Annotated in this window: 16 protein-coding genes; 13 read left to right on the top strand and 3 right to left on the bottom strand. The window is 67.3% G+C overall.

All coding sequences use genetic code 11. The annotated features are described in order from the left end of the window. Positions 1–15 precede the first annotated feature (15 nt). The 3 genes from LH400_RS15770 to LH400_RS15760 all read left to right on the top strand — a co-directional run bounded on the left by LH400_RS15770 (position 16) and on the right by LH400_RS15760 (position 4,390). Positions 16–1,419 (top strand): CmpA/NrtA family ABC transporter substrate-binding protein, encoded by a 1,404-nt coding sequence (locus LH400_RS15770; protein ID WP_229153727.1) that lies wholly within the window; start codon positions 16–18, stop codon positions 1,417–1,419. A gap of 71 nt (positions 1,420–1,490) precedes the next feature. After that, positions 1,491–2,585 carry an ABC transporter permease gene (locus LH400_RS15765; RefSeq protein WP_229153725.1) on the top strand — a complete coding sequence of 365 codons (1,095 nt, stop codon included), beginning with the start codon at positions 1,491–1,493 and terminating at the stop codon, positions 2,583–2,585. Positions 2,586–2,602: 17 nt separating this feature from the next. Beyond that, positions 2,603–4,390, top strand: a complete 1,788-nt coding sequence (locus LH400_RS15760) for an ABC transporter ATP-binding protein (RefSeq protein ID WP_229153723.1) — start codon at positions 2,603–2,605, stop codon at positions 4,388–4,390. 31 nt (positions 4,391–4,421) lie between these two features. On the opposite strand, the gene LH400_RS15755 is transcribed toward LH400_RS15760, so the two are convergent. After that, positions 4,422–4,724, bottom strand: a complete 303-nt coding sequence (locus tag LH400_RS15755; protein ID WP_229153721.1) for a BrnA antitoxin family protein — start codon at positions 4,722–4,724, stop codon at positions 4,422–4,424. Between the two features lie 242 nt (positions 4,725–4,966). Here LH400_RS15755 and nirB point away from each other — a divergent pair, with 242 nt between their 5' ends. From nirB to LH400_RS15730, 5 genes are all read left to right on the top strand, one after another. Continuing rightward, positions 4,967–7,420 carry a nitrite reductase large subunit NirB gene (gene nirB / locus LH400_RS15750; RefSeq protein WP_229153719.1) on the top strand — a complete coding sequence of 818 codons (2,454 nt, stop codon included), beginning with the start codon at positions 4,967–4,969 and terminating at the stop codon, positions 7,418–7,420. After that, positions 7,420–7,773, top strand: coding sequence for a nitrite reductase small subunit NirD (gene nirD, locus LH400_RS15745; protein WP_229153716.1), 354 nt, complete (start codon positions 7,420–7,422; stop codon positions 7,771–7,773). The genes nirB and nirD overlap by 1 nt, the downstream gene beginning before the upstream one ends. Before the next feature lie 11 nt (positions 7,774–7,784). Next, the gene (locus LH400_RS15740) at positions 7,785–10,469 is read left to right on the top strand and encodes a nitrate reductase (protein ID WP_229153714.1); all 2,685 of its coding nucleotides are present in this window, start codon (positions 7,785–7,787) and stop codon (positions 10,467–10,469) included. Between the two features lie 118 nt (positions 10,470–10,587). Further along, on the top strand, positions 10,588–11,397 hold the full coding sequence (locus LH400_RS15735; RefSeq protein WP_229153712.1) for a phosphatase PAP2 family protein: 810 nt from the start codon (positions 10,588–10,590) through the stop codon (positions 11,395–11,397). A 130-nt stretch (positions 11,398–11,527) separates the two neighbouring features. Next, positions 11,528–12,217 (top strand): response regulator, encoded by a 690-nt coding sequence (locus tag LH400_RS15730; RefSeq protein WP_229153710.1) that lies wholly within the window; start codon positions 11,528–11,530, stop codon positions 12,215–12,217. Between the two features lie 22 nt (positions 12,218–12,239). Here LH400_RS15730 and LH400_RS15725 read toward each other — a convergent pair whose 3' ends face one another. Then, complete coding sequence (locus LH400_RS15725) at positions 12,240–13,631, bottom strand: ATP-binding response regulator (protein WP_229153708.1); 1,392 nt, start codon at positions 13,629–13,631, stop codon at positions 12,240–12,242. Further along, positions 13,628–14,740 carry an FIST N-terminal domain-containing protein gene (locus LH400_RS15720; RefSeq protein WP_229153706.1) on the bottom strand — a complete coding sequence of 371 codons (1,113 nt, stop codon included), beginning with the start codon at positions 14,738–14,740 and terminating at the stop codon, positions 13,628–13,630. The genes LH400_RS15725 and LH400_RS15720 overlap by 4 nt, the downstream gene beginning before the upstream one ends. Before the next feature lie 394 nt (positions 14,741–15,134). On the opposite strand from LH400_RS15720, the gene LH400_RS15715 reads away from it, so the two are divergent. Genes LH400_RS15715 through LH400_RS15695 form a run of 5 tightly spaced genes read left to right on the top strand, consistent with a single transcriptional unit; the run spans position 15,135 to position 19,611 of the window. After that, positions 15,135–16,052, top strand: coding sequence for an ABC transporter permease subunit (locus LH400_RS15715; protein WP_229153704.1), 918 nt, complete (start codon positions 15,135–15,137; stop codon positions 16,050–16,052). A 4-nt stretch (positions 16,053–16,056) separates the two neighbouring features. Then, positions 16,057–17,514: a high-affinity branched-chain amino acid ABC transporter permease LivM gene (gene livM, locus LH400_RS15710; protein ID WP_229153702.1), complete on the top strand. Its 1,458-nt coding sequence runs from the start codon at positions 16,057–16,059 to the stop codon at positions 17,512–17,514. Beyond that, entirely contained in the window at positions 17,514–18,491 is a 978-nt protein-coding gene (locus LH400_RS15705; RefSeq protein WP_229153700.1) for an ABC transporter ATP-binding protein, read from the top strand. The genes livM and LH400_RS15705 overlap by 1 nt, the downstream gene beginning before the upstream one ends. Then, the gene (locus tag LH400_RS15700; RefSeq protein ID WP_229153698.1) at positions 18,488–19,267 is read left to right on the top strand and encodes an ABC transporter ATP-binding protein; all 780 of its coding nucleotides are present in this window, start codon (positions 18,488–18,490) and stop codon (positions 19,265–19,267) included. Before LH400_RS15705 ends, LH400_RS15700 begins: the two co-directional genes overlap by 4 nt. Then, positions 19,267–19,611: a DUF6867 family protein gene (locus LH400_RS15695; RefSeq protein ID WP_229153696.1), complete on the top strand. Its 345-nt coding sequence runs from the start codon at positions 19,267–19,269 to the stop codon at positions 19,609–19,611. The genes LH400_RS15700 and LH400_RS15695 overlap by 1 nt, the downstream gene beginning before the upstream one ends. Positions 19,612–19,762 lie beyond the last annotated feature (151 nt).

Genomic DNA, 19,762 nt, shown 5'->3' with positions numbered 1-19,762 from the left:
GGGGAAACTGCGCCCATGGCCAGACTGACCGACCTCTCCAGACGCGCCTTCCTCGGCGGCGTCGCCGCGATTGCCCTTGCCGGCGCCCTCACCGGCCTTTCCGCAACAGCACAGCCGGCGCGAGCCGACATGCTGATCCCCGAGAAGGACGAATTGAAGTTCGGCTTCATCAAGCTGACCGACATGGCTCCGCTCGCCATCGCCAAGGAGAAGCACTTCTTCGAGGACGAGGGGCTCTACGTCACGCTGGAGCCGCAGGCGAACTGGAAGGTACTGCTCGACCGGGTGATCACCGGCGAGCTCGACGGGGCGCACATGCTGGCCGGCCAGCCGCTCGCCGCGACCATCGGCTTCGGCACAAAGGCGCATATCGTCACGCCCTTCTCCATGGACCTCAACGGCAACGGCATCACCGTGTCGAACGCCGTCTGGGCCGAGATGAAGAAGCATATCCCCGAAAACGCCGATGGCAGGCCGCAGCATCCGATCTCGGCGAGCGCCCTGAAGCCGGTCGTCGACCAGTACAAGGCAGCCGGCAAGCCCTTCAACATGGGCATGGTCTTCCCCGTTTCGACCCACAATTACGAGCTGCGCTACTGGCTCGCCGCCGGCGGGCTGAACCCCGGCTACTATACCCCCTCCGACACGTCCGGGCAGGTGAAGGCCGACATCCTCCTCTCGGTGACGCCGCCACCGCAGATGCCGGCGACGCTCGAGGCCGGCACCATCCAGGGCTATTGCGTCGGCGAGCCGTGGAACCAGGCGGCCGTCTTCAAGGGCATCGGCGTTCCCGTCATCACCGACACCGAGATCTGGAAGGACAATCCGGAGAAGGTCTTCGGGATGACCGCAGGCTTCGTCGAGGAGAACTCGCAGACGGCAGTTGCCGTCACCAAGGCGTTGATCCGCGCCGGCAAATGGCTCGACGAAAGCCCTGAAAACCGCAAGGAGGCCGTCCAGATCCTGGCGCGGCCGGAGTATGTCGGCGCCGACGCCGAGGTGATCGCCAATTCGATGACCGGCACCTTCGAATATGAAAAGGGCGACAAGCGCCCGGCCCCGGACTTCAACGTCTTCTTCGAGAAGTTCGCGACCTATCCCTATTATTCCGACGCCGTCTGGTACCTCACCCAGATGCGGCGCTGGGGCCAGATTTCCGAGGCGAAGCCGGACGACTGGTACGAAGAGACGGCGAAGTCGGTCTATCTGCCGGACATCTACAGGCAGGCCGCCGCCTCGCTCGTCGACGACGGCCGCCTCGAAGCCTCCGAGGTGCCGCAGACCGACGGCTACAAGCCGGCGACATCAGCCTTCATCGACGGCGTCGAATATGACGGCCGGACGCCGAATGCGTACCTCAAGAAATTCGAGATCGGCCTGAAGGGCGACGAGGACGTCGCCAGCCTCGCCTCGAACTGAACCCGCGGCCGGCGCCAAGGCGCGCCGGTCCGATGAACCGCGCCCCGATTTTCCCGACGACGGATCCTGCCATGAGCACCGCCTCCGACTTCATGGGCCACGAGCTCTCCACCGAGGAACGCCGGACCCTGCGTCTGGAAAGACGGATGACGCGCATCACCCGCGCTACCGGCCCGCTGACGGCGATCGGTCTCGGCTGGTCTGTGCCGATCATGAAGATCGCCGCCGGCGACGATCCGCGCTCCAATCTCAAGGCGCTGTGGCAGGGCCTCGCGGTGCCGCTGATCGGCATCCTCGCCTTCCTCGCCGTCTGGGCGGCGCTGGCCCCGACGGTGCAGACCTCGCTCGGCACGGTGCCGGGCCCGGCCAAGGTCTGGGGCCAGGTGGAATCGCTCTATGCCGACTACCAGCGCACCGAGGCCGACAAGGTGGCCTTCTACGAGCGCCAGGAGGCCAGGAACCAGAAGCTCGTCGCCGCCGGCCATGCCGACCGCGTCAAGGTCCGCGACTATACCGGCGCACCGACCTATCCCGAGCAGATCTTCACCTCGCTGAAGACCGTCTTCCTCGGCTTCCTGCTCGCGACGATCATCGCCGTCCCGCTCGGCATCGCCTGCGGCCTCTCCTCCACCGTCAGCGGTGCGCTCAACCCGCTGATCCAGATCTTCAAGCCCGTCTCGCCGCTCGCCTGGCTGCCGATCGTGACGATGATCGTCTCGGCGCTCTACGTGAACGCCTCCGACGCCCTTCCGAAGTCGATGGTGGTCTCGGCGATCACGGTGACGCTCTGCTCGCTCTGGCCGACGCTGATCAACACCGCGCTCGGCGTCGCCTCGATCGACAAGGACCTCGTCAATGTCGGCAAGGTGCTGCAGCTGCCGACCCACAAGACGATCACCAAGCTGGTGCTTCCCTCGGCGATGCCGCTGATCTTCACCGGCCTCAGGCTGTCGCTGGGCGTCGGCTGGATGGTGCTGATCGCCGCCGAGATGCTCGCCCAGAATCCCGGCCTCGGCAAGTTCGTCTGGGACGAGTTCCAGAACGGCTCCTCGGACTCGCTCGCCCGCATCATCGTCGCGGTCATCACCATCGGCATCGTCGGCTTCGTGCTCGACCGGATCATGGCCGCGCTGCAGGCCGCCTTCACCTTCTCCTCGAGCCGATAAGTCGGAGGGCGATCAAGATGACCATCATCCCTTCCCGGATCATCGAACTGAAGTCCGTCTCCAAATCCTACGGCGAAGGCGAGCACCGCAGCGAAATCCTGAAGGACGTGAACCTGTCCGTCCGCGAGGGCGAGTTCGTCGCGATCGTCGGCTTTTCCGGGTCGGGCAAGACCACGCTGATCTCGCTGCTCGCCGGGTTGATTTCACCCGATGCCGGCGAAGTCCTGATGAAGGGCAAGCCGGTGGCTGGTCCCGGCCCCGAGCGCGGCCTCGTCTTCCAGTCCTATTCGCTGATGCCCTGGCTGACGGTGCGCGGCAATGTCGCGCTCGCGGTCGACACGGTCTTTGCCCGCGAAAGCCGGGCGGAGCGCAAGCGCCGTATCGACAAGTACATCGCCATGGTCGGCCTCTCCCATGCCGATGCGCGCCGGCCGGCGGAACTGTCCGGCGGCATGCGCCAGCGGGTCGCCGTCGCCAGGGCGCTCGCGATGAGCCCCGAGATCCTGCTTCTCGACGAGCCGCTCTCGGCGCTCGACGCGCTGACCCGGGGAAAGCTCCAGGACGAGTTCGCCGCCATCAGCCGGGTCGAGAAGAAGACCATCATCCTGATCACCAACGACGTCGACGAGGCGATCCTTCTGGCCGACCGGATCATTCCGCTCGATCCCGGTCCGCGCGCGAGCCTCGGGCCATCCTTCCCGGTCGATCTGCCGCATCCGCGCGAGCGCGGCGCCATGAACGGGAACGAGACGTTCAAGCGGCTGCGCCGCGAGGTCACCGGCTATCTCGTCGAGAAGGGCCGGCATGCGAACGAGGAGGCGGGCGACGCGGTCGCGCTGCCGAACGTCGTGCCGATCACGCTCGGATCGAAGCCCCGCGCACCCGCGCCGGACCTGCCGAAGGCCTATCGCGACGCTGCCCATTCGCCGATCGCGCGCGGCTATGTCGAGTTCTTCGAGGTCCGCAAGGTCTATCCGACCCCGAAGGGGCCGCTGACCGTCGTCGACGGCTTCGACATGAAAATGGAAAAGGGCGAGTTCGTCACGCTGATCGGCCATTCTGGCTGCGGCAAGTCGACGGTCCTGTCGATGGCGGCGGGTCTTGCCGACATTTCCTCGGGCGGCATCGTCCTCGACGGCCGCGAGGTTTCCGGCGCCGGACCGGACCGCGCCGTCGTCTTCCAGGCGCCGTCGCTGATGCCCTGGCTGACGGCCCGCGAGAACGTCGCGCTCGGCGTCGACCGCGTCTATCCGAACGCCGCGCCGGCCGAGCGCCGCGACGTCGTCGAGCACTATCTCCACCGCGTCGGTCTCGCCGACGCCATACACCGCCGCGCGGCCGATCTGTCCAACGGCATGAAGCAGCGGGTCGGCATCGCCCGGGCCTTCGCCCTGTCGCCGAAGCTCCTCCTTCTCGACGAGCCCTTCGGAATGCTGGATTCGCTCACCCGCTGGGAGCTTCAGGACGTGCTGATGGACGTCTGGAAGCGCACGCAGGTGACCGCGATCTGCGTCACCCATGATGTCAACGAGGCGATCCTGCTGGCCGACCGCGTGGTGATGATGACCAACGGACCGATGGCCAGGATCGGCAAGATCATGAAGGTCGACCTGCCGCGCCCGAGGAGCCGCAAGGCGCTGCTCGAACATCCCGACTACTGGCGCTACCGGCAGGAGCTGCTCGACTTTCTCGAGGAATACGAGGGCGGCGCACGGCCGGGCGAGGCGAAGTCTCCCGCCGAGACAGGCCTGGGCGACGCAGCCGGCAAATCCGCTCGGGCCGCGAAGGCCAGGAAGGCAGCGTGATGGTCCCTGCCTCGCCCCTCGCCGCTCCGGTCTATTCTGCAGCGTCCTTCGCAATGACCGCCCGCAGGATGTCGTTGATGCGGGCCTGCCAGTCTTCGCCAGCTTCGCGCTTGAAATGCTCGGCGACGTCCAGCTCGATCTCCGCCATGAAGAACCGTCTGGGCGGCGATGTGACCGGCTCGAAGAACTCAGGCGGCATGACCTCGCGGGCGGGACGCAAGCGAGCCCAGTCTTCGTCGCTCAGAGGCGGAATGTCCGGGTCGCTTAATGCGGCAGCCGTGATCTCGGCGTCCTCTTCATCGCTGATCGGTTCGGTCAGCCATGGCTTCTTCATAGAAGCGCCTCTCGCGTTTGTTCGCCTTTCTCAAACTTATGACTCGAAGAATTTCCTTTCCGGTCTTTGCGTCGACGTACGCAAACTCAAAATCGACCCCATGCTTGGCGAGATTCGCCAGTCGCTTCGTCTCGTCCCAATCGCATCCGGCCATCCCGCCCGCCTCGATGCAGCGCCAGCTACCTTAGGTGGCGATCCCGCCAACGACAATCGTCCAAAACCCCTCCATGGAGCCTCCGCCCATGACTGAGAAACTCGTCGTCATCGGCAACGGCATGGCGCCGGGCCGCATGCTGGAGCACCTCTTCGAAGAGGCGCCCGGCCGCTATGCCGTGACGATCTTCAACGCCGAGCCGCGGGTCAATTACGACCGCATCATGCTCTCGCCGGTGCTCTCCGGGGAGAAGGCCTTCGAGGAGATCGTGATCCATGGCGACGGTTGGTATGTCGACCATGGCATCACCCTCTACAAGGGCCACAGGATCGTCTCGATCGACCGGGCCGCAAAGACGGTCACCTCCGACCACGGCGTGACGGAGGCCTATGACAGGCTGGTGATCGCAACCGGTTCGGTACCCTTCATCCTGCCGGTGCCGGGCAAGGACCTGCCGGGGGTGCTCACCTATCGGGACCTCGACGACGTCGAGGCGATGCTCCTTGCCGCACAGTCACGCGAGAAGGCGGTCGTCATCGGCGGCGGCCTGCTTGGGCTGGAAGCCGCCGCGGGTCTTCATGCGCGCGGCATGGACGTCACCGTCCTTCACCTGATGCCGACGCTGATGGAGCGTCAGCTCGATCCCGCCGCCGGCTTCATGCTGCAGCGCTCGCTCGAACAACGCGGCATCAAGGTGATGACGAAGGCGAACACCAAGGCGATCCGCGGAGATGCCAAGGTCGAGGCGGTGGAACTCGCCGACGGCACCGTGATCCCCGCAAGCCTCGTCGTCATGGCCGCCGGCATCAAGCCGAACGCGGCGCTCGCCAGGGACGCCGGGCTCGAGACCAATCGCGGCATCGTCGTCGATGCCGGCATGCGCAGCTCGGATCCCGACATCCTCTCCCTCGGCGAATGCGCCGAAGTCGGCGGCCGGGTCTACGGCCTCGTCGCGCCGCTCTACCAGATGGCGCGGGTCGCCGCGGCAAGGCTCTGCGGCGACGAGACCACCGCCTTCGCCCATTCCGACACGCCGACCAAGCTGAAGGTCACCGGCATCGATCTCTATTCCGTGGGCGACTTCGCCGATGGCGACGGACGCGAGGAGATCGTCCTGCGCGACGCCACCGCCGGGGTCTACAAGCGGCTGATCCTGAAGGACGACCGCGTCATCGGCACCGTCCTTTACGGCGAGACGGCGGACGGCGCCTGGTTCTCCGACCTCATCAAGAAGGAGACGCCGGTCGCGGAGATGCGCGAGACGCTGATCTTCGGCCGGTCCTATCAGGGAGGCGCCCCCCTGGACCCTATGGCGGCCGTTGCAGCCTTGCCGGATGATGCGGAGATCTGCGGCTGCAACGGCGTCTGCAAGTCGAAGATCACCGGCACGATCGCCGCGAAGGGCCTGACGACGCTGTCGGACGTCAGGGCCCACACCAAGGCCTCCTCCTCCTGCGGCACCTGCACCGGCCTCGTCGAGCAGCTGATGGCGCTGACACTCGGCGACGCCTACAATCCTTCCGCCGTCCAGCCGATGTGCGGCTGCACCGAGCTCGGCCATGCGGATGTGCGCCGACTGATCAGGGCAAAGAGCCTGAAGTCGATCCCCGAGCTCATGCAGGAGCTTCAATGGAAGACCTCCTGCGGCTGCGCCAAATGCCGGCCGGCGCTGAACTACTACCTCCTTGCCGACTGGCCGGGCGAATATCTCGACGACAAGCAGTCGCGCTTCATCAACGAGCGCGTCCACGCCAACATCCAGAAGGACGGCACCTATTCCGTGGTGCCGCGCATGTGGGGCGGCATGACCTCGGCGAAGGAGCTGAGGGCCATCGCCGACGTCGTCGAGAAGTTCGACATCCCCTCTGTCAAATGCACCGGCGGCCAGCGCATCGACATGCTGGGCGTGAAGAAGGAGGACCTGCCCGCCGTCTGGGCCGACCTCAACGCCGCCGGCATGGTCTCGGGCGCCGCCTATGGCAAGGCGTTGCGGACCGTGAAGACTTGCGTCGGCACCGACTGGTGCCGCTTCGGGACGCAGGATTCGACCGGCCTCGGCATCCGGATCGAGCGCTTCATGTGGGGCTCCTGGACGCCGGCCAAGGTCAAGATGGCGGTCTCCGGCTGCCCGCGCAATTGCGCCGAGGCGACCTGCAAGGATGTCGGCGTCATCTGCACCGACGCCGGCTACGAGATCCATTTCGCCGGCGCCGCCGGGCTCGACATCAAGGGTACCGAAGTCCTGACGCAGGTTAGGACCGAGGACGAGGCGCTCGAGATGATCGTCGCCCTCGTCCAGCTCTATCGCGAGCAGGGCCACTACCTCGAGCGCATGTACAAATGGCTGAAGCGGGTCGGGATGGACTCGATCCACGCGGCCATCGTCGACGACCCCGAGAAGCGCCGGGCGTGTTTCGATGCCTTCGTCTTCAGCCAGAAGTTCTCACAGCGCGATCCCTGGGCGGACCGGGCGACCGGCCGCGTCGCATCCCATGAATTCCGGCCGATGGCCGACCTGACCTTCCGGGAGGCCGCGGAGTGATGAGCGACTGGCACAGGATCGGAACGATCACCGACATCCCCCGCCGCGGCGCGCGCTGCGTCCTGACCCCGCTGGGGCGGATCGCGATCTTCCGCACCGCCGAGGATCATGTCTTCGCGACCGAGGACCGCTGTCCGCACAAGGGCGGCCCGCTCAGCCAAGGCATCGTCCACGACGCCTCGGTCACCTGCCCGCTGCACAACCAGGTGATCTCGCTCAAGACCGGCCGCGTCGAAGGGCCGGATGAGGGCGCGGTCAGGACCTTTGCCATCCGTGTCGATCCGTTGACCGAGACGATCGAGATCTCGCTCGATGCGGCCGGCGCGCAGCCGTTCGCGCAAGCGGCGGAATAGGCGGGCAGACGATGGAACAGCGGCCGCGCGAGACATCGGTGCGAACCACATGCGCCTATTGCGGCGTCGGCTGCGGCGTGCTCGCGGCGCCGCAGGCGGACGGGTCCGTGACGATCGCCGGCGACCCGGCGCATCCCGCCAATTTCGGCCGGCTCTGTTCGAAGGGCTCGGCGCTGGGTGAGACGCTGTCGCTGGAGGAACGGCTGCTCTTTCCGACGATCGGCGGCAGGCCAGCGACATGGGACGAGGCGCTCGGCCGGGTGGCGGATGTCTTCGCGGGCACGATCGCCGAGCATGGGCCGGATTCGGTCGCTCTCTACGTCTCCGGCCAGCTTCTGACCGAGGACTATTACGTCGCCAACAAGCTGATGAAGGGCTTCGTCGGCTCGGCCAATATCGACACCAATTCGCGCCTCTGCATGGCGTCCTCGGTCGCCGGTCACCGCCGCGCCTTCGGCTCGGACACCGTTCCCGGCACCTATGAGGACCTGGAACGCGCCGATCTCGTCGTCATCGTCGGCGCCAATCTGGCTTGGTGCCATCCGGTGATCCATCAACGCATCGCCGCCGCCAAGGCCGCACGGTCCGATATGCGGGTCGTGCTGATCGATCCCCGGCGCACGGCGACGGCCGACATCGCCGACCTTCATCTGCCGATCGCCGCCGACGGCGACGCCGCGCTCTTCGCCGGCCTCTTGCGGCATCTCGCCGGGGCACGCGCGATCGACCGGGATTTCGTCGCCGACCACACCGGGGGCTTCGACGCGGCGCTTTGCGCCGCGGACGAGTTCGACATTGCGGCCGTCGCCGCCGCGACAGGGCTCGCACCGGCCCACCTCCGGCGCTTCTACGATCTCTTTGCGACCACCGAAAAGACCGTCACCGTTTACAGCCAGGGCGTCAACCAGTCGGTCTGCGGCACCGACAAGGTCAATGCGATCGTCAACGTCCATCTCGCCACCGGCCGGATCGGCCGGCCGGGCATGGGGCCGTTCTCGATCACCGGCCAGCCGAACGCCATGGGCGGGCGCGAGGTCGGCGGCATGGCCAACATGCTGGCCGCCCATATGGAGATCGAGGACCCGAACCACCGCGCGCTGGTGCAGCGCTTCTGGCAATCCCCGACGATCGCCGCGCGGGCGGGGCTGAAGGCGGTGGACATGTTCCGGGCCGTCGCCGATGGGCGGATCAAGGCGCTCTGGATCATCGGGACGAACCCGGTCGTCTCCATGCCGGACGCGGACGCGGTGAAGGCCGCGCTCGCCGCCTGCCCCTTCGTCGCCGTCTCCGACGTCGTCGCGAAGAACGACACGCTGCCCTTCGCCCATGTGGCGCTGCCCGCCGCCGCCTGGGGAGAAAAGGACGGCACCGTCACCAATTCCGAGCGGCGGATCTCGCGCCAGCGGGCGTTCCTGCCGCTGCCGGGCGAAGCGCGGCCGGACTGGTGGATCCTTACGGCCGTCGCCCGGCGCCTCGGCTTCGGCGCCGCCTTCGCCTATGGAAGCGCTGCGGACATCTTCGACGAGCACGCCCGTCTGTCGGCCGAGGAGAACGCCGGATCGCGCGACTTCGACATCGGCGGTCTCGCTGGCCTCGGACAGACCGGGTATGACGCGCTTCACCCGGTGCAGTGGCCGGTGCCGGGCAGCGCCGCCTCGGCGGATCGGGCCGGCGATCGCCGCTTCTTCGCGCGCGGCCGGTTCTATCACGCCGACGGGCGCGCCCGCTTCGTGGCCGTCCGCCCGCCCCTTCCGGAACCGCTTCGAACCGGCGGCTTCCTGCTCAATACCGGCCGGGTGCGCGATCACTGGCATACGATGACGCGCACCGGCCTGTCGGCGCGGCTGTCGGCGCACATCGCCGAGCCCTTCGCCGAAATCCACCCCGAGGACGCGTCCCGGCTGCGGCTCGGAGAAGCCGATCTGGTGACCATCCGCTCGCCGCAGGGAGCCGCGATCATCCGCTGCCTCGTGACCGACCGCCAGCGGCCGGGCACCGTCTTCGCCCCGATGCACTGGACCGGCCAATTCTCCTCGCACGGTCGCATCGACGCGGTCGTCGCGCCGGCGACCGATCCTGTCTCCGGCCAGCCGGGCCTCAAGGCGACGCCGGTGACGCTCGAACGCTTCGCCGCCGCATGGTACGGCTTCGCCGTCACGGCGCACCGCCCGCAGACCGACGGCCTCGACTATTTCGCGATGGCGCGGGCCGAAGCCGGGTGGCGGATGGAGATCGCCGGTCTCGCCCCGCTCGCCGATCCCGCGGGCTTTGCGGCAAGATTGCTCGGAGCAGAAGGGGACGGCGATCTCCTCGCCTATCGCGACGAGGCGGCCGGCGAACATCGCTTCGCCGCCTTCGGCGGAGAGCGCCTGTCCGGCGCGCTGTTCCTGTCGCGAAGGCCCGTCGCCGTCTCCCGCGTCTGGGCGGCCGGCCACCTCTCGCAGGGCGCCTTCGTCGGCCGCGACCGCATCCGGCTGCTCGCCGGGCGCGGCGGCGTCGACCGGCCGGACCCGGGCGCGGTCGTCTGCTCCTGCTTTGCCGTCGGCGTCAACGAGATCGCCGCCGCCGTCACCTCCGGCCGCGCCCTCACCGTCGAGGCGGTCGGTGCGGCGCTGAAGGCCGGCACCAATTGCGGCTCCTGCCGAAGCGAGATCGGCGCCGTCATCGCCCGCACGTCCGAGCGGGTCCCGGCCTGACCGGTCAGCTTCCGCCCGATCACGTGGACGCGAAGAGCGCAACGCTTGCCCTCGCCCTGCCAGCCAAATAGGCAGGTCCGGCCGCCGAACGGTTGGCGGCGGCCGGAAACAGGGAGCGATGATGCAATTCGATCAGGCGAAGGCGATATGGGCTCATCTGCGAAGCCGGGTCGAGATCACCACGCTCGCCGTCGCGCTTCTCGTCGCGGCGGCGGTCTGGGCTTTCGTCTCGCTCGCAGGCGAAGTGGTGGAGGGCGATACCACCGGCTTCGACACGACGATCCTGCTCGCCTTCCGCAGTCCCGCCGACATGTCCGACCCGCTGGGGCCGCCCTGGCTGGAAGAGCTCGGCCGCGATCTGACCGCGCTGGGCGGCACCGGCATCCTCGTCATGATCACCGTCTTCGTCGCGCTCTACCTCCTCTTTTCCGGCAAGCGGCGCTCGATGTGGCTGGTGCTGGCGGCGATCGGATCGGGGCAGATGATGGGCCGCCTCCTGAAGATGGGCTTCGACAGGCCACGGCCCGACCTCGTCCCGCACGGCTCCTACGTCTATACGGCGAGCTTTCCGAGCGGCCATTCGATGATGTCGGCGATCGTCTATCTGACGCTGGCGACCCTCGTCGCGCGGGTCGAGCCGCGCCGACGGGTGCGGGCCTATCTGATCACCTGCGCCTGTTTCCTGACGATCCTCGTCGGAGTCAGCCGGGTCTATCTCGGCGTCCACTGGCCGAGCGACGTCCTCGCCGGCTGGACTGCCGGCGCCGCATGGGCGCTCGGCTGGTGGCTCGTGGCCCAGTGGCTGGAGGCGCACGGCGCGGTCGATCCGGAAGAAGGCTCGGACGAGATCACGGCCGAGGCAGCGGCCGCGAGCTTCGAGCATTCATCCGGCGACAAGGCCCATGCCGAGCCCTCCGGCCGTTCTTAACGGTGCGGAGCAGGGTCGAGCTTCGTCCGAAGGTCCACTTGCCCGGCCGAAATCCGGCTCCTAACCTGTTGCGGGATCAGGGCCGGGCTCTTCACGGGCTTCTGGCCGGGATCGAGGCGGAGCGCCAGGGATGAACCACTTCCTGATCATCGACGACCACCCGCTGTTCCGCGAGGCGCTGCGCAGCGCCGTCGCGCTGGCCGATCCAAAGGCCGAGATCGTCGAGGCGGGTGCCATCGAGACCGCGATCGAAGCCGTCGAGACCGCCGAGCGCTCCTTCGATCTCGCCCTTCTCGACCTGACCATGCCCGGCACCACAGGCTTCGAGGGCCTTCTCGAACTGCGCGGCCGGTTTCCGCGGCTGCCGATCCTCGTCGTCTCGGCCCTCGACGATCCCAAGATCGTACGGCAGGTCCTCGCCTATGGCGTCGCCGGCTTCGTCTCGAAATCGGCCAAGAAGCTCGATCTGTCGACGGCGATCACCGAGGTGCTGGCAGGCTCGGTCTATGTCCAGCCCGGCCTGATCTCCGGCGAGAGCGATCGCCGCGCAGACGCCGGCGACCTGCCGTCGCGGATCGCCAGTCTCACGCCGCAGCAGCTGCGCGTCCTCTCGATGATCCGCCAGGGACTCCTCAACAAGCAGATCGCCTACGAGCTCAATGTCGGCGAGACGACGGTGAAGGCGCACGTCTCGGAAATCCTTCGCAAGCTCAACGTCTTCAGCCGGACCCAGGCGGTGATCGAGGTCGCCAAGCTCGATTTCGACAAGCTCGGCGTCCTGCCGGCCGGTGCGCCCGCGCAGCCTCCCGCCTCGCGCTGACGAGGGACGCGCCGTCTCAGGGTCAGGATGCCAAGTGGGCGAGCAGCGCGCGCAGCTCCGCTGGCTTGACCGGCTTCAACAGGAGTTCGCAGCCGGCGCGCTCGACCGCGGCCTGCGTCTCCGCAGAATAATCGGCGGTCATCACGATCGCCGGCACCGCCCAGCCGGTCATCGCCCTGACGGCTTCGACGACGTCGAGGCCGATCTGGCCCTTGTCGAGCCAGAAATCGGCGAGGATGACGTCCGGATGGAAGCGCTCATGGGAAAGGATCGGCAAGGCGTCGCGCATCTCCGTCGCGGTGCGCACCGTGCAGGACCAGCGTTCGAGAAGCGCCAGCGTCGCGTCCATCACGCTCTGGTCGTTCTCGACGACCAGGACCTTGGCAAGTGCCAGGCCGAAGCCCGACGGCCGGAATTCTGCGGTCCGCACCGGGACGGTCCTTGCCGGCTCGGCGACCGCCGGCAGCATCAGCGAGAATACCGTGCCGCGCCCCTCGACCGAGCGGAAGGACAGGCGGTGGCCGAGCGCCTCGGCGATGCGCCGGACGATGGAGAGGCCGAGCCCGAGCCCGGTGCCCATCGCCGCGCGCGGATCGTCGCCGGCGACGCGGCCGCGGTGGAATTCCTGGAAGATCAGCTCGTACTGGTCCGGCGCGATCCCCATGCCGGTGTCGTAGACGTCGAGCCGCACCTGGTCGCCCCGGCGCCTGAGGCCGATCAGGACGCCGCCTTCGCGGGTATATCGGATGGCGTTGGAGACGAGATTGGCGACCAGCCGGCGCAGGAGCGCGCCGTCGCTTCGCGCCGTCACCTGCGGTCCCGCGACCCTCAGCGAGAGGCCCTTGCCCTCGGCGATCGGCGAGAATTCGGCGGCAAGGCTGGCGATCAGGTCGTAGAGCGAGATCTCGCCGATCTCCGGCGTCATCGCTCCGGCGTCGAGCCGCGCGATGTCGAGAACGCTGGTGATCAGCCCCTCCATCGTGTCGAGCGCCTTGTCGATGCTCGCCGCGTAGCGATGGCCGTCCTCGGCCACCCCCGATGCGATCAGCGCGGAGAGGGAGAGGCGCGCCGCATTCAGGGGCTGCAGGATGTCGTGGCCCGCGGCGGCGAGGAACTTCGTCTTCGACCGGTTGGCGCGGTCGGCAAGTTCGAGCGCGGCGAGGTTCTCGCGATTGGTTTGTTCGACCCGTGCCAGCGCCTGCGAGAGCTCGACGGTGCGCCGGCGAACCTGCGATTCCAGGTCGATCGCCGTCTGGAAGAGCGAGTAGGCGTTGGCCTGGCTGTCGGTAACCTGCTCGATGCGGCGCATCAACGCGGCGTTGACGAGCTCCAGCCGGCGCACCTCCTCCGGTGGACGGTCTGGAACCGCGTCCTCGCCGATCGCGCCGAGCGTGCCGAGGAGGATGCGGTTCATGCGGAGCCGGCCGCATCGCCAGCCGCCGCGCCAAAGGCGACGCCGGTGAAGGTCTGGTTGAGATGCATGGAGCGGTACTGTTCGCCATAGGTGGTGAAGCCGAACACCTTGTAGTCGGAGAACACCGAAGCAACCTGCCGGCTGAGCTGGCGCTCCTCCGCCTCGACACGGCGCAGCACGCAATCGAAGCCGACGACGACGTCGATGCCGCCGAGGTCCCCGGCGACCCGCGACAGCGCGTCGCGCATCGAATCGGCCATGTCGCGGGATTCGGCGAGGGTGAGAACGACGCCGGTCTCCACGGCGCAGAAGAAGGACAGGCCGTTCTCCTCCATGCGCCGGATCGAGCGGCAATAGTGCTCGCCGCCGATCTTCACCACGACCGGATAGGAGGCGAAGCTGAACCGGTTTAGGCCGAGCGGATCCAGCCCGAGGACGGTTGCGTATTCGCTGGCGGCCGGCGCGCCGTTCAGCGCCGTGACCAGCCGCCGGTCGGGGTCCGATTCGGTGACGACGAGCCGCGTCTGGGTCGGCCGGTAGTGGTCGGACTTGAAGATCCTGAACGGCACTGTCGACCAGATCAGGCACAGCACCGCGCCGTGCTCGTAGACGCGCCCGTCGAGCGAGACGCGGGTGACGCCGAAGTCGAGCCGGTCGCCGGCCGAGCCACCGACCAGCGGCACGTCCGGCAAGACCGAGTCGAAGGCGGCGACGACCATCTCCTCGTGCATCGACAGCCCGTCGATGAAGGCGAGCGCCAGCGGCGCACCCTGCGCCCGCTCCGCGATCAGACGATCGAAGCGGCCGCGCAGCGCTTCGGCGATCTCGGCGCCGCCGCGCATGCCGCCCGCCGAAAGGTCCGGGATCACGGCGGCCAGCGCCTCGAAGGACGCGGCCGGAAACAGGATCAGGATCGCGCCGCCGTCGAGATAGCCGAACGGACCGATGCCGCCGGCGGTCGAGCAGCAGATCTGCGTGGGAACGGCGAGGCTGCGCTTCAGCCCGCGCGCCAGTTCGCCGCCGTCGAAGGCGGGGTCGAAGAACACCAGGACCAGGGAGAAGTCGTCTTCCGCCGCAACGGTCTCGGCGAACGCACAGAGCCCGTCCACCCCCTTCCCGCGATAGACGGCGGTGCGGATTCCGCAGGCATGCCGGCTGATGTCCGTCGTCTCGATCGGGCCCGCTCCCCGCTTGCCTCTTGGGCAGGCTGCTCTTCCACCCGGCGATGAGCCTATGCGGCTTTCGTATGGCTGTCACCAGGACTTGCAGGGCGCCTACACTGCCGCCCGTTCGCGGTGAGCCGATCGAGAGGCGGGGCCGGCGTGTCGCGACGCGCGAAGTCCGCAATGCCGGCTGTGGAGGAGCGATGGGCGCTTGCGGGATTAACTTGCACAGGCCACACTGCTGTGGAATTCATCATGCCTCACGGCGCGGCGTTCCTGACAGATCCCACCGCACCGGCCCCATGAAGGCATTCAACAAGCACCGGAACACGGGCGGTTCATGGAATATTTTCTGCAGCAGCTGATCAACGGGATCACCCTCGGGTCGATCTACGGCTTGATCGCCATCGGCTATACGATGGTCTACGGCATAATCGGCATGATCAACTTCGCTCATGGCGAGATCTTCATGATCGGCGCGTTCATCGCGCTGACCGTCTTCCTGGGACTTGCGGCGCTCGGAATCACCTTCCTTCCGATCGTGCTTCTCCTGATGGTCATCGTCGCCATGATCTTCACGGCGATGTGGGGCTGGACGATCGAGCGCGTCGCCTACCGCCCGTTGCGCGGCTCCTTCCGCCTCGCCCCGCTGATCACCGCGATCGGCATGTCGATCTTCCTGCAGAACTTCGTCCAGGTGACGCAAGGGGCGCGCGTCAAGCCGCTGCCGCCGCAGATCCAGGGCGGCATCACGCTGATGGATAGCCCCAGCGGCATCGTCGTCCAGCTGTCCTACATGCAGATCATCATCATCGGCATGACCATCGTCTTGATGGTGATCTTCTCGCTGATCATCTCGCGCACCTCGCTCGGGCGCCAGCAGCGCGCCTGCGAGCAGGACCGCAAGATGGCCTCCCTGCTCGGCGTCAATGTCGACCGGACGATCTCTCTGACCTTCGTGATGGGCGCCTCGCTCGCCGCGGTCGCGGGGATGATGTACCTTCTCTATTACGGGGTGATCGACTTCTACATCGGCTTCATCGCCGGCGTGAAAGCCTTCACCGCGGCCGTTCTCGGCGGCATCGGGTCGCTCCCGGGCGCCATGCTCGGCGGCCTTGCCATCGGCCTGATCGAGACCTTCTGGTCGGGCTATTTCACCGTCGAATACAAGGACGTCGCGGCCTTCTCGATCCTGGCCATCGTCCTGATCTTCATGCCCTCCGGCCTGCTCGGACGGCCCGAAGTCGAGAAGGTCTGAGATTATGGCCTCCGAGACGACCGCCGCTTCCGCAAACCGACCGGAAGGCGCCGAGCGCCTGTCCGAGGAACGCCGCGCCGCCATGCGCGGCGAGCCGCCCTTCGCCCCCGAACCGACCACCGACAGCCGGCTCGTCGCCGCACTCAAGGAAGCCGGGATCACCGCAGCGCTCGTCGCCGCGATCACCGTCTTCTTCTTCGCCTTTCGGACCGACATCGCCGTCGGCGGCCTCGATCTCACCGCCACGCCGGCGCTCTGGGTGATCTGGATCGGGATCGCCTTCGTCGGCCGCTTCCTGCTCTCCTATTTCGTCTATAAATCGGAGCGGCCGGTCACCGGCTGGTTCAAGAAGGTCAAGTTCGGCACCGGCGGCCTGCCGGTCGGCAAGATCGTCGCCATCGTCTTCCTGATCCTGGCGCTGCTTCTCCCTTACCTCCTGGCGACCCTGGTCCCGAGCCAGAACCGCTATCTCCTCGACCTGTCGATCCTGATCCTCACCTATGTGATGCTCGGCTGGGGCCTCAATATCGTCGTCGGGCTCGCCGGCCTTCTCGACCTCGGCTATGTCGCCTTCTACGCGGTCGGCGCCTATTCCTTCGCGCTGATCGCGCAGAGCACGGGCCTCGGCTTCTGGGTCTGCCTGCCAATGGCAGGCTTCTTCGCCGCGGCCTGGGGCGTGATGCTCGGCTTCCCCGTGCTGCGCCTCAGGGGCGACTACCTCGCCATCGTGACGCTCGCCTTTGGCGAGATCATCCGCGTCGTCCTCCTCAATTGGGCTAGTTTCACCGGCGGACCGAACGGCGTCCTCGGCATTCCGAAGCCGACCCTGTTCGGTCTCGAATTCACCCGCGGCGACAATTCCTTCGCCGATTATTTCGGGCTCGAATACGACACGGTGCAGCGCTTCGTCTTCCTCTATTACATCATCCTGGCGCTGGCGCTCCTGACCAACTTCGTCACCCTGCGCATGCGCAAGCTGCCGGTCGGCCGGGCATGGGAGGCATTGCGCGAGGACGAGATCGCCTGCCGCTCGCTCGGCATCAACACCGTCAACGTCAAGCTGACGGCCTTTGCCACCGGCGCGATGTTCGGCGGCTTCGCCGGCGCCTTCTTCGCAACGCGCCAGGGCTTCATCTCGCCGGAAAGCTTCACCTTCATCGAATCGGCGATCATCCTAGCCATCGTCGTCCTCGGCGGGCTCGGCTCGCAGCTCGGCGTCGCCATTGCCGCGGTGGTGATGATCGGCGGCATCGAGCTCCTGCGCAACCTGACCTTCCTGCAAGGGATCTTCGGGGCGGGCTTCGACCCGACGCAGTACCGCATGCTGATCTTCGGCCTCGCCATGGTGGCGATCATGGTCTGGAAGCCGCGCGGTCTCGTCTCGTCGCGCTCGCCGTCGGCGGTCTACAAGGAGAAGAAGGCGATCGGCGCCGATCTCGTCAGCCAGGGCGAGGGACACTGATGCTCAAGGAAACCGAAAGCTGGGCCGTCGACCCGGTCCTGACCGTCGAACGGCTGACCATGCGCTTCGGCGGTCTCGTGGCGGTGGACGATCTGTCCTTCAATGTCGGTCGTGGCGACATCACCGCGCTGATCGGCCCGAACGGCGCAGGCAAGACCACCGTCTTCAACTGCGTGACCGGCTTCTACAAGCCGACCGAAGGCCGGATCGCGCTGCGCCGCGGCCGCGGCATCCCGCAGGAGCGGGTCGACGCACTGACCGCCAGCGGCCGCCAGCACGACGAGCACGAAGAGGGCGCGATCTATCTGCTGGAGCGGATGGCCGACTTCCGCATCACGGACGTCGCGGGCGTTGCCCGCACCTTCCAGAACATCCGCCTGTTCGGCGGCATGACCTGCCTGGAAAACCTCCTCGTCGCCCAGCACAACAAGCTGATGCGCGCCTCCGGCATGACCATCGGCGGGCTGATCGGGCTGCCGGGCTATCGCCGGGCCGCCAGCGCGGCCAAGGACAAGGCGGTCGACTGGCTGCGCCGGACCGACCTCCTCGACCGGGCCGACGATCCCGCCTCCGACCTTCCCTACGGCGCCCAGCGCCGGCTGGAGATCGCCCGGGCGATGTGCACCGGTCCGGCGCTTCTGTGCCTGGACGAGCCGGCGGCGGGCCTCAACCCGCGCGAATCGACCGAGCTCAACACGCTCCTGCGGCACATCCGCGACGAGCACGACGTCTCGGTCCTCCTGATCGAGCACGACATGGGCGTCGTCATGGAGATCTCCGACCACATCGTCGTCCTCGACTACGGCAAGAAAATCGCCGACGGAAATGCCGAGCGCGTGCGCCGCGACCCGAAGGTGATCGCGGCCTATCTCGGCGTCGACGACGAGGAGGTCGACGAGGTCGAGCAGGAGCTCGAGATCAAGGAAGCACCGCCCGCCGGCGGGGCGGGACGCGAGACTTCGGGAGACAGGGCATGAGTGCGGCGGGCACGAGCGCGGCCGTTGCCGAGGCGACGGCCGAACGCGGCGACGAGCTTCCGCTGCTGGCGATCCGCGGCGTCCACACGTTCTACGGCAAGATCCAGGCGCTGAAGGGCGTCGACGTGGACGTCTACGAGGGCGAGATCGTCACCATGATCGGCGCCAACGGCGCCGGCAAGTCCACGCTGATGATGACTGTCTGCGGCAATCCGCAGGCGCGCGAGGGGCAGATCCTCTATCGCGGCGACGACATCACCCATCTGCCGACGCACGACATCATGTCGCGCCAGATCGCCCAGTCGCCGGAAGGGCGCCGGGTGTTTCCGCGCATGACGGTGATCGAGAACCTGCAGATGGGCGCGATCCTCGAGGACGAGAAATATTTCGAGGACGACCTGCGCAAGGTGTTCGAGCTGTTCCCCCGCCTGAAGGAACGGCGCGGCCAGCGCGGCGGCACGCTGTCTGGCGGCGAGCAGCAGATGCTGGCGATCGGCCGGGCGCTGATGAGCCGGCCGAAGCTCCTCCTCCTCGACGAGCCCTCGCTCGGCCTGGCCCCCCTGATCGTCAAGCAGATCTTCGAGGTCATCCGCGAACTCAACCGCAATGAGGGGCTCACCGTGTTCCTCGTCGAACAGAACGCCTTCCATGCGCTGCGCCTCGCCCACAGGGGCTATGTCATGGTCAACGGCGTCATCACCATGTCGGGCACGGGGCGCGAGCTGCTGTCCCGCGAAGAGGTGCGCAGCGCCTATCTGGAAGGGGGAGCGCACTGATGGACGGGCTGATCTGGGAAGTCTCGCTCGCCGAGTTCCTCTTCGTCACCGTCATCCTCGGCGGCGCCGGCGCCTGGATGATCGGCCGCTCGACGGCGCTCACCTGGAGCGGCTGGGGGCTGATGGCCTTCTATGTTCTCCTGCTCGATATCGCCGTGCGCTTCATTCATTACGGGCTTTTCAGCGGTTCGTTCTTCCTGCCGCTGTCGACCTTCTGGGTCGGGCTCCACCACGGCATCGTCGACTACGTCATCCTGTTCGCCTTCGCCGCGGCGGGACGAAGCTTCGTGCGCAACCGCCAGATGGCCCGCCAGTACGGTCCGCTTCGCCGGTCGGCGGCTTGACCGGGATCTGCGCTCAGGTCCTTCCGCAGGCACCGGCCCTCGGCCCTGCTTCATCTATAACCATGGTCGAAAATTTAGGCCGACCGGCTTTCAACCGAAGCCGATCCGGTCTTTAATCCGGCCCAGGCAGGAACGGGTCCCCTCGTTCCAT

Source organism: Jiella soli, assembly GCF_020615385.1.
In the GTDB taxonomy this organism is placed as follows: Bacteria; Pseudomonadota; Alphaproteobacteria; order Rhizobiales; family Rhizobiaceae; genus VKMB-3413.
This window is presented reverse-complemented; position numbering and strand designations above follow the sequence as displayed.

Excerpts from the sequence above, each read along its gene's own strand:
- LH400_RS15770 (WP_229153727.1), top strand. The coding sequence starts at position 16 with ATGGCCAGACTGACCGACCTCTCCAGACGCGCCTTCCTCGGCGGCGTC.
- LH400_RS15765 (WP_229153725.1), top strand. The coding sequence starts at position 1,491 with ATGAGCACCGCCTCCGACTTCATGGGCCACGAGCTCTCCACCGAGGAA.
- LH400_RS15760 (WP_229153723.1), top strand. The coding sequence starts at position 2,603 with ATGACCATCATCCCTTCCCGGATCATCGAACTGAAGTCCGTCTCCAAA.
- LH400_RS15755 (WP_229153721.1), bottom strand. The coding sequence starts at position 4,724 with ATGAAGAAGCCATGGCTGACCGAACCGATCAGCGATGAAGAGGACGCC.
- nirB (WP_229153719.1), top strand. The coding sequence starts at position 4,967 with ATGACTGAGAAACTCGTCGTCATCGGCAACGGCATGGCGCCGGGCCGC.
- nirD (WP_229153716.1), top strand. The coding sequence starts at position 7,420 with ATGAGCGACTGGCACAGGATCGGAACGATCACCGACATCCCCCGCCGC.
- LH400_RS15740 (WP_229153714.1), top strand. The coding sequence starts at position 7,785 with ATGGAACAGCGGCCGCGCGAGACATCGGTGCGAACCACATGCGCCTAT.
- LH400_RS15735 (WP_229153712.1), top strand. The coding sequence starts at position 10,588 with ATGATGCAATTCGATCAGGCGAAGGCGATATGGGCTCATCTGCGAAGC.
- LH400_RS15730 (WP_229153710.1), top strand. The coding sequence starts at position 11,528 with ATGAACCACTTCCTGATCATCGACGACCACCCGCTGTTCCGCGAGGCG.
- LH400_RS15725 (WP_229153708.1), bottom strand. The coding sequence starts at position 13,631 with ATGAACCGCATCCTCCTCGGCACGCTCGGCGCGATCGGCGAGGACGCG.
- LH400_RS15715 (WP_229153704.1), top strand. The coding sequence starts at position 15,135 with ATGGAATATTTTCTGCAGCAGCTGATCAACGGGATCACCCTCGGGTCG.
- livM (WP_229153702.1), top strand. The coding sequence starts at position 16,057 with ATGGCCTCCGAGACGACCGCCGCTTCCGCAAACCGACCGGAAGGCGCC.
- LH400_RS15705 (WP_229153700.1), top strand. The coding sequence starts at position 17,514 with ATGCTCAAGGAAACCGAAAGCTGGGCCGTCGACCCGGTCCTGACCGTC.
- LH400_RS15700 (WP_229153698.1), top strand. The coding sequence starts at position 18,488 with ATGAGTGCGGCGGGCACGAGCGCGGCCGTTGCCGAGGCGACGGCCGAA.
- LH400_RS15695 (WP_229153696.1), top strand. The coding sequence starts at position 19,267 with ATGGACGGGCTGATCTGGGAAGTCTCGCTCGCCGAGTTCCTCTTCGTC.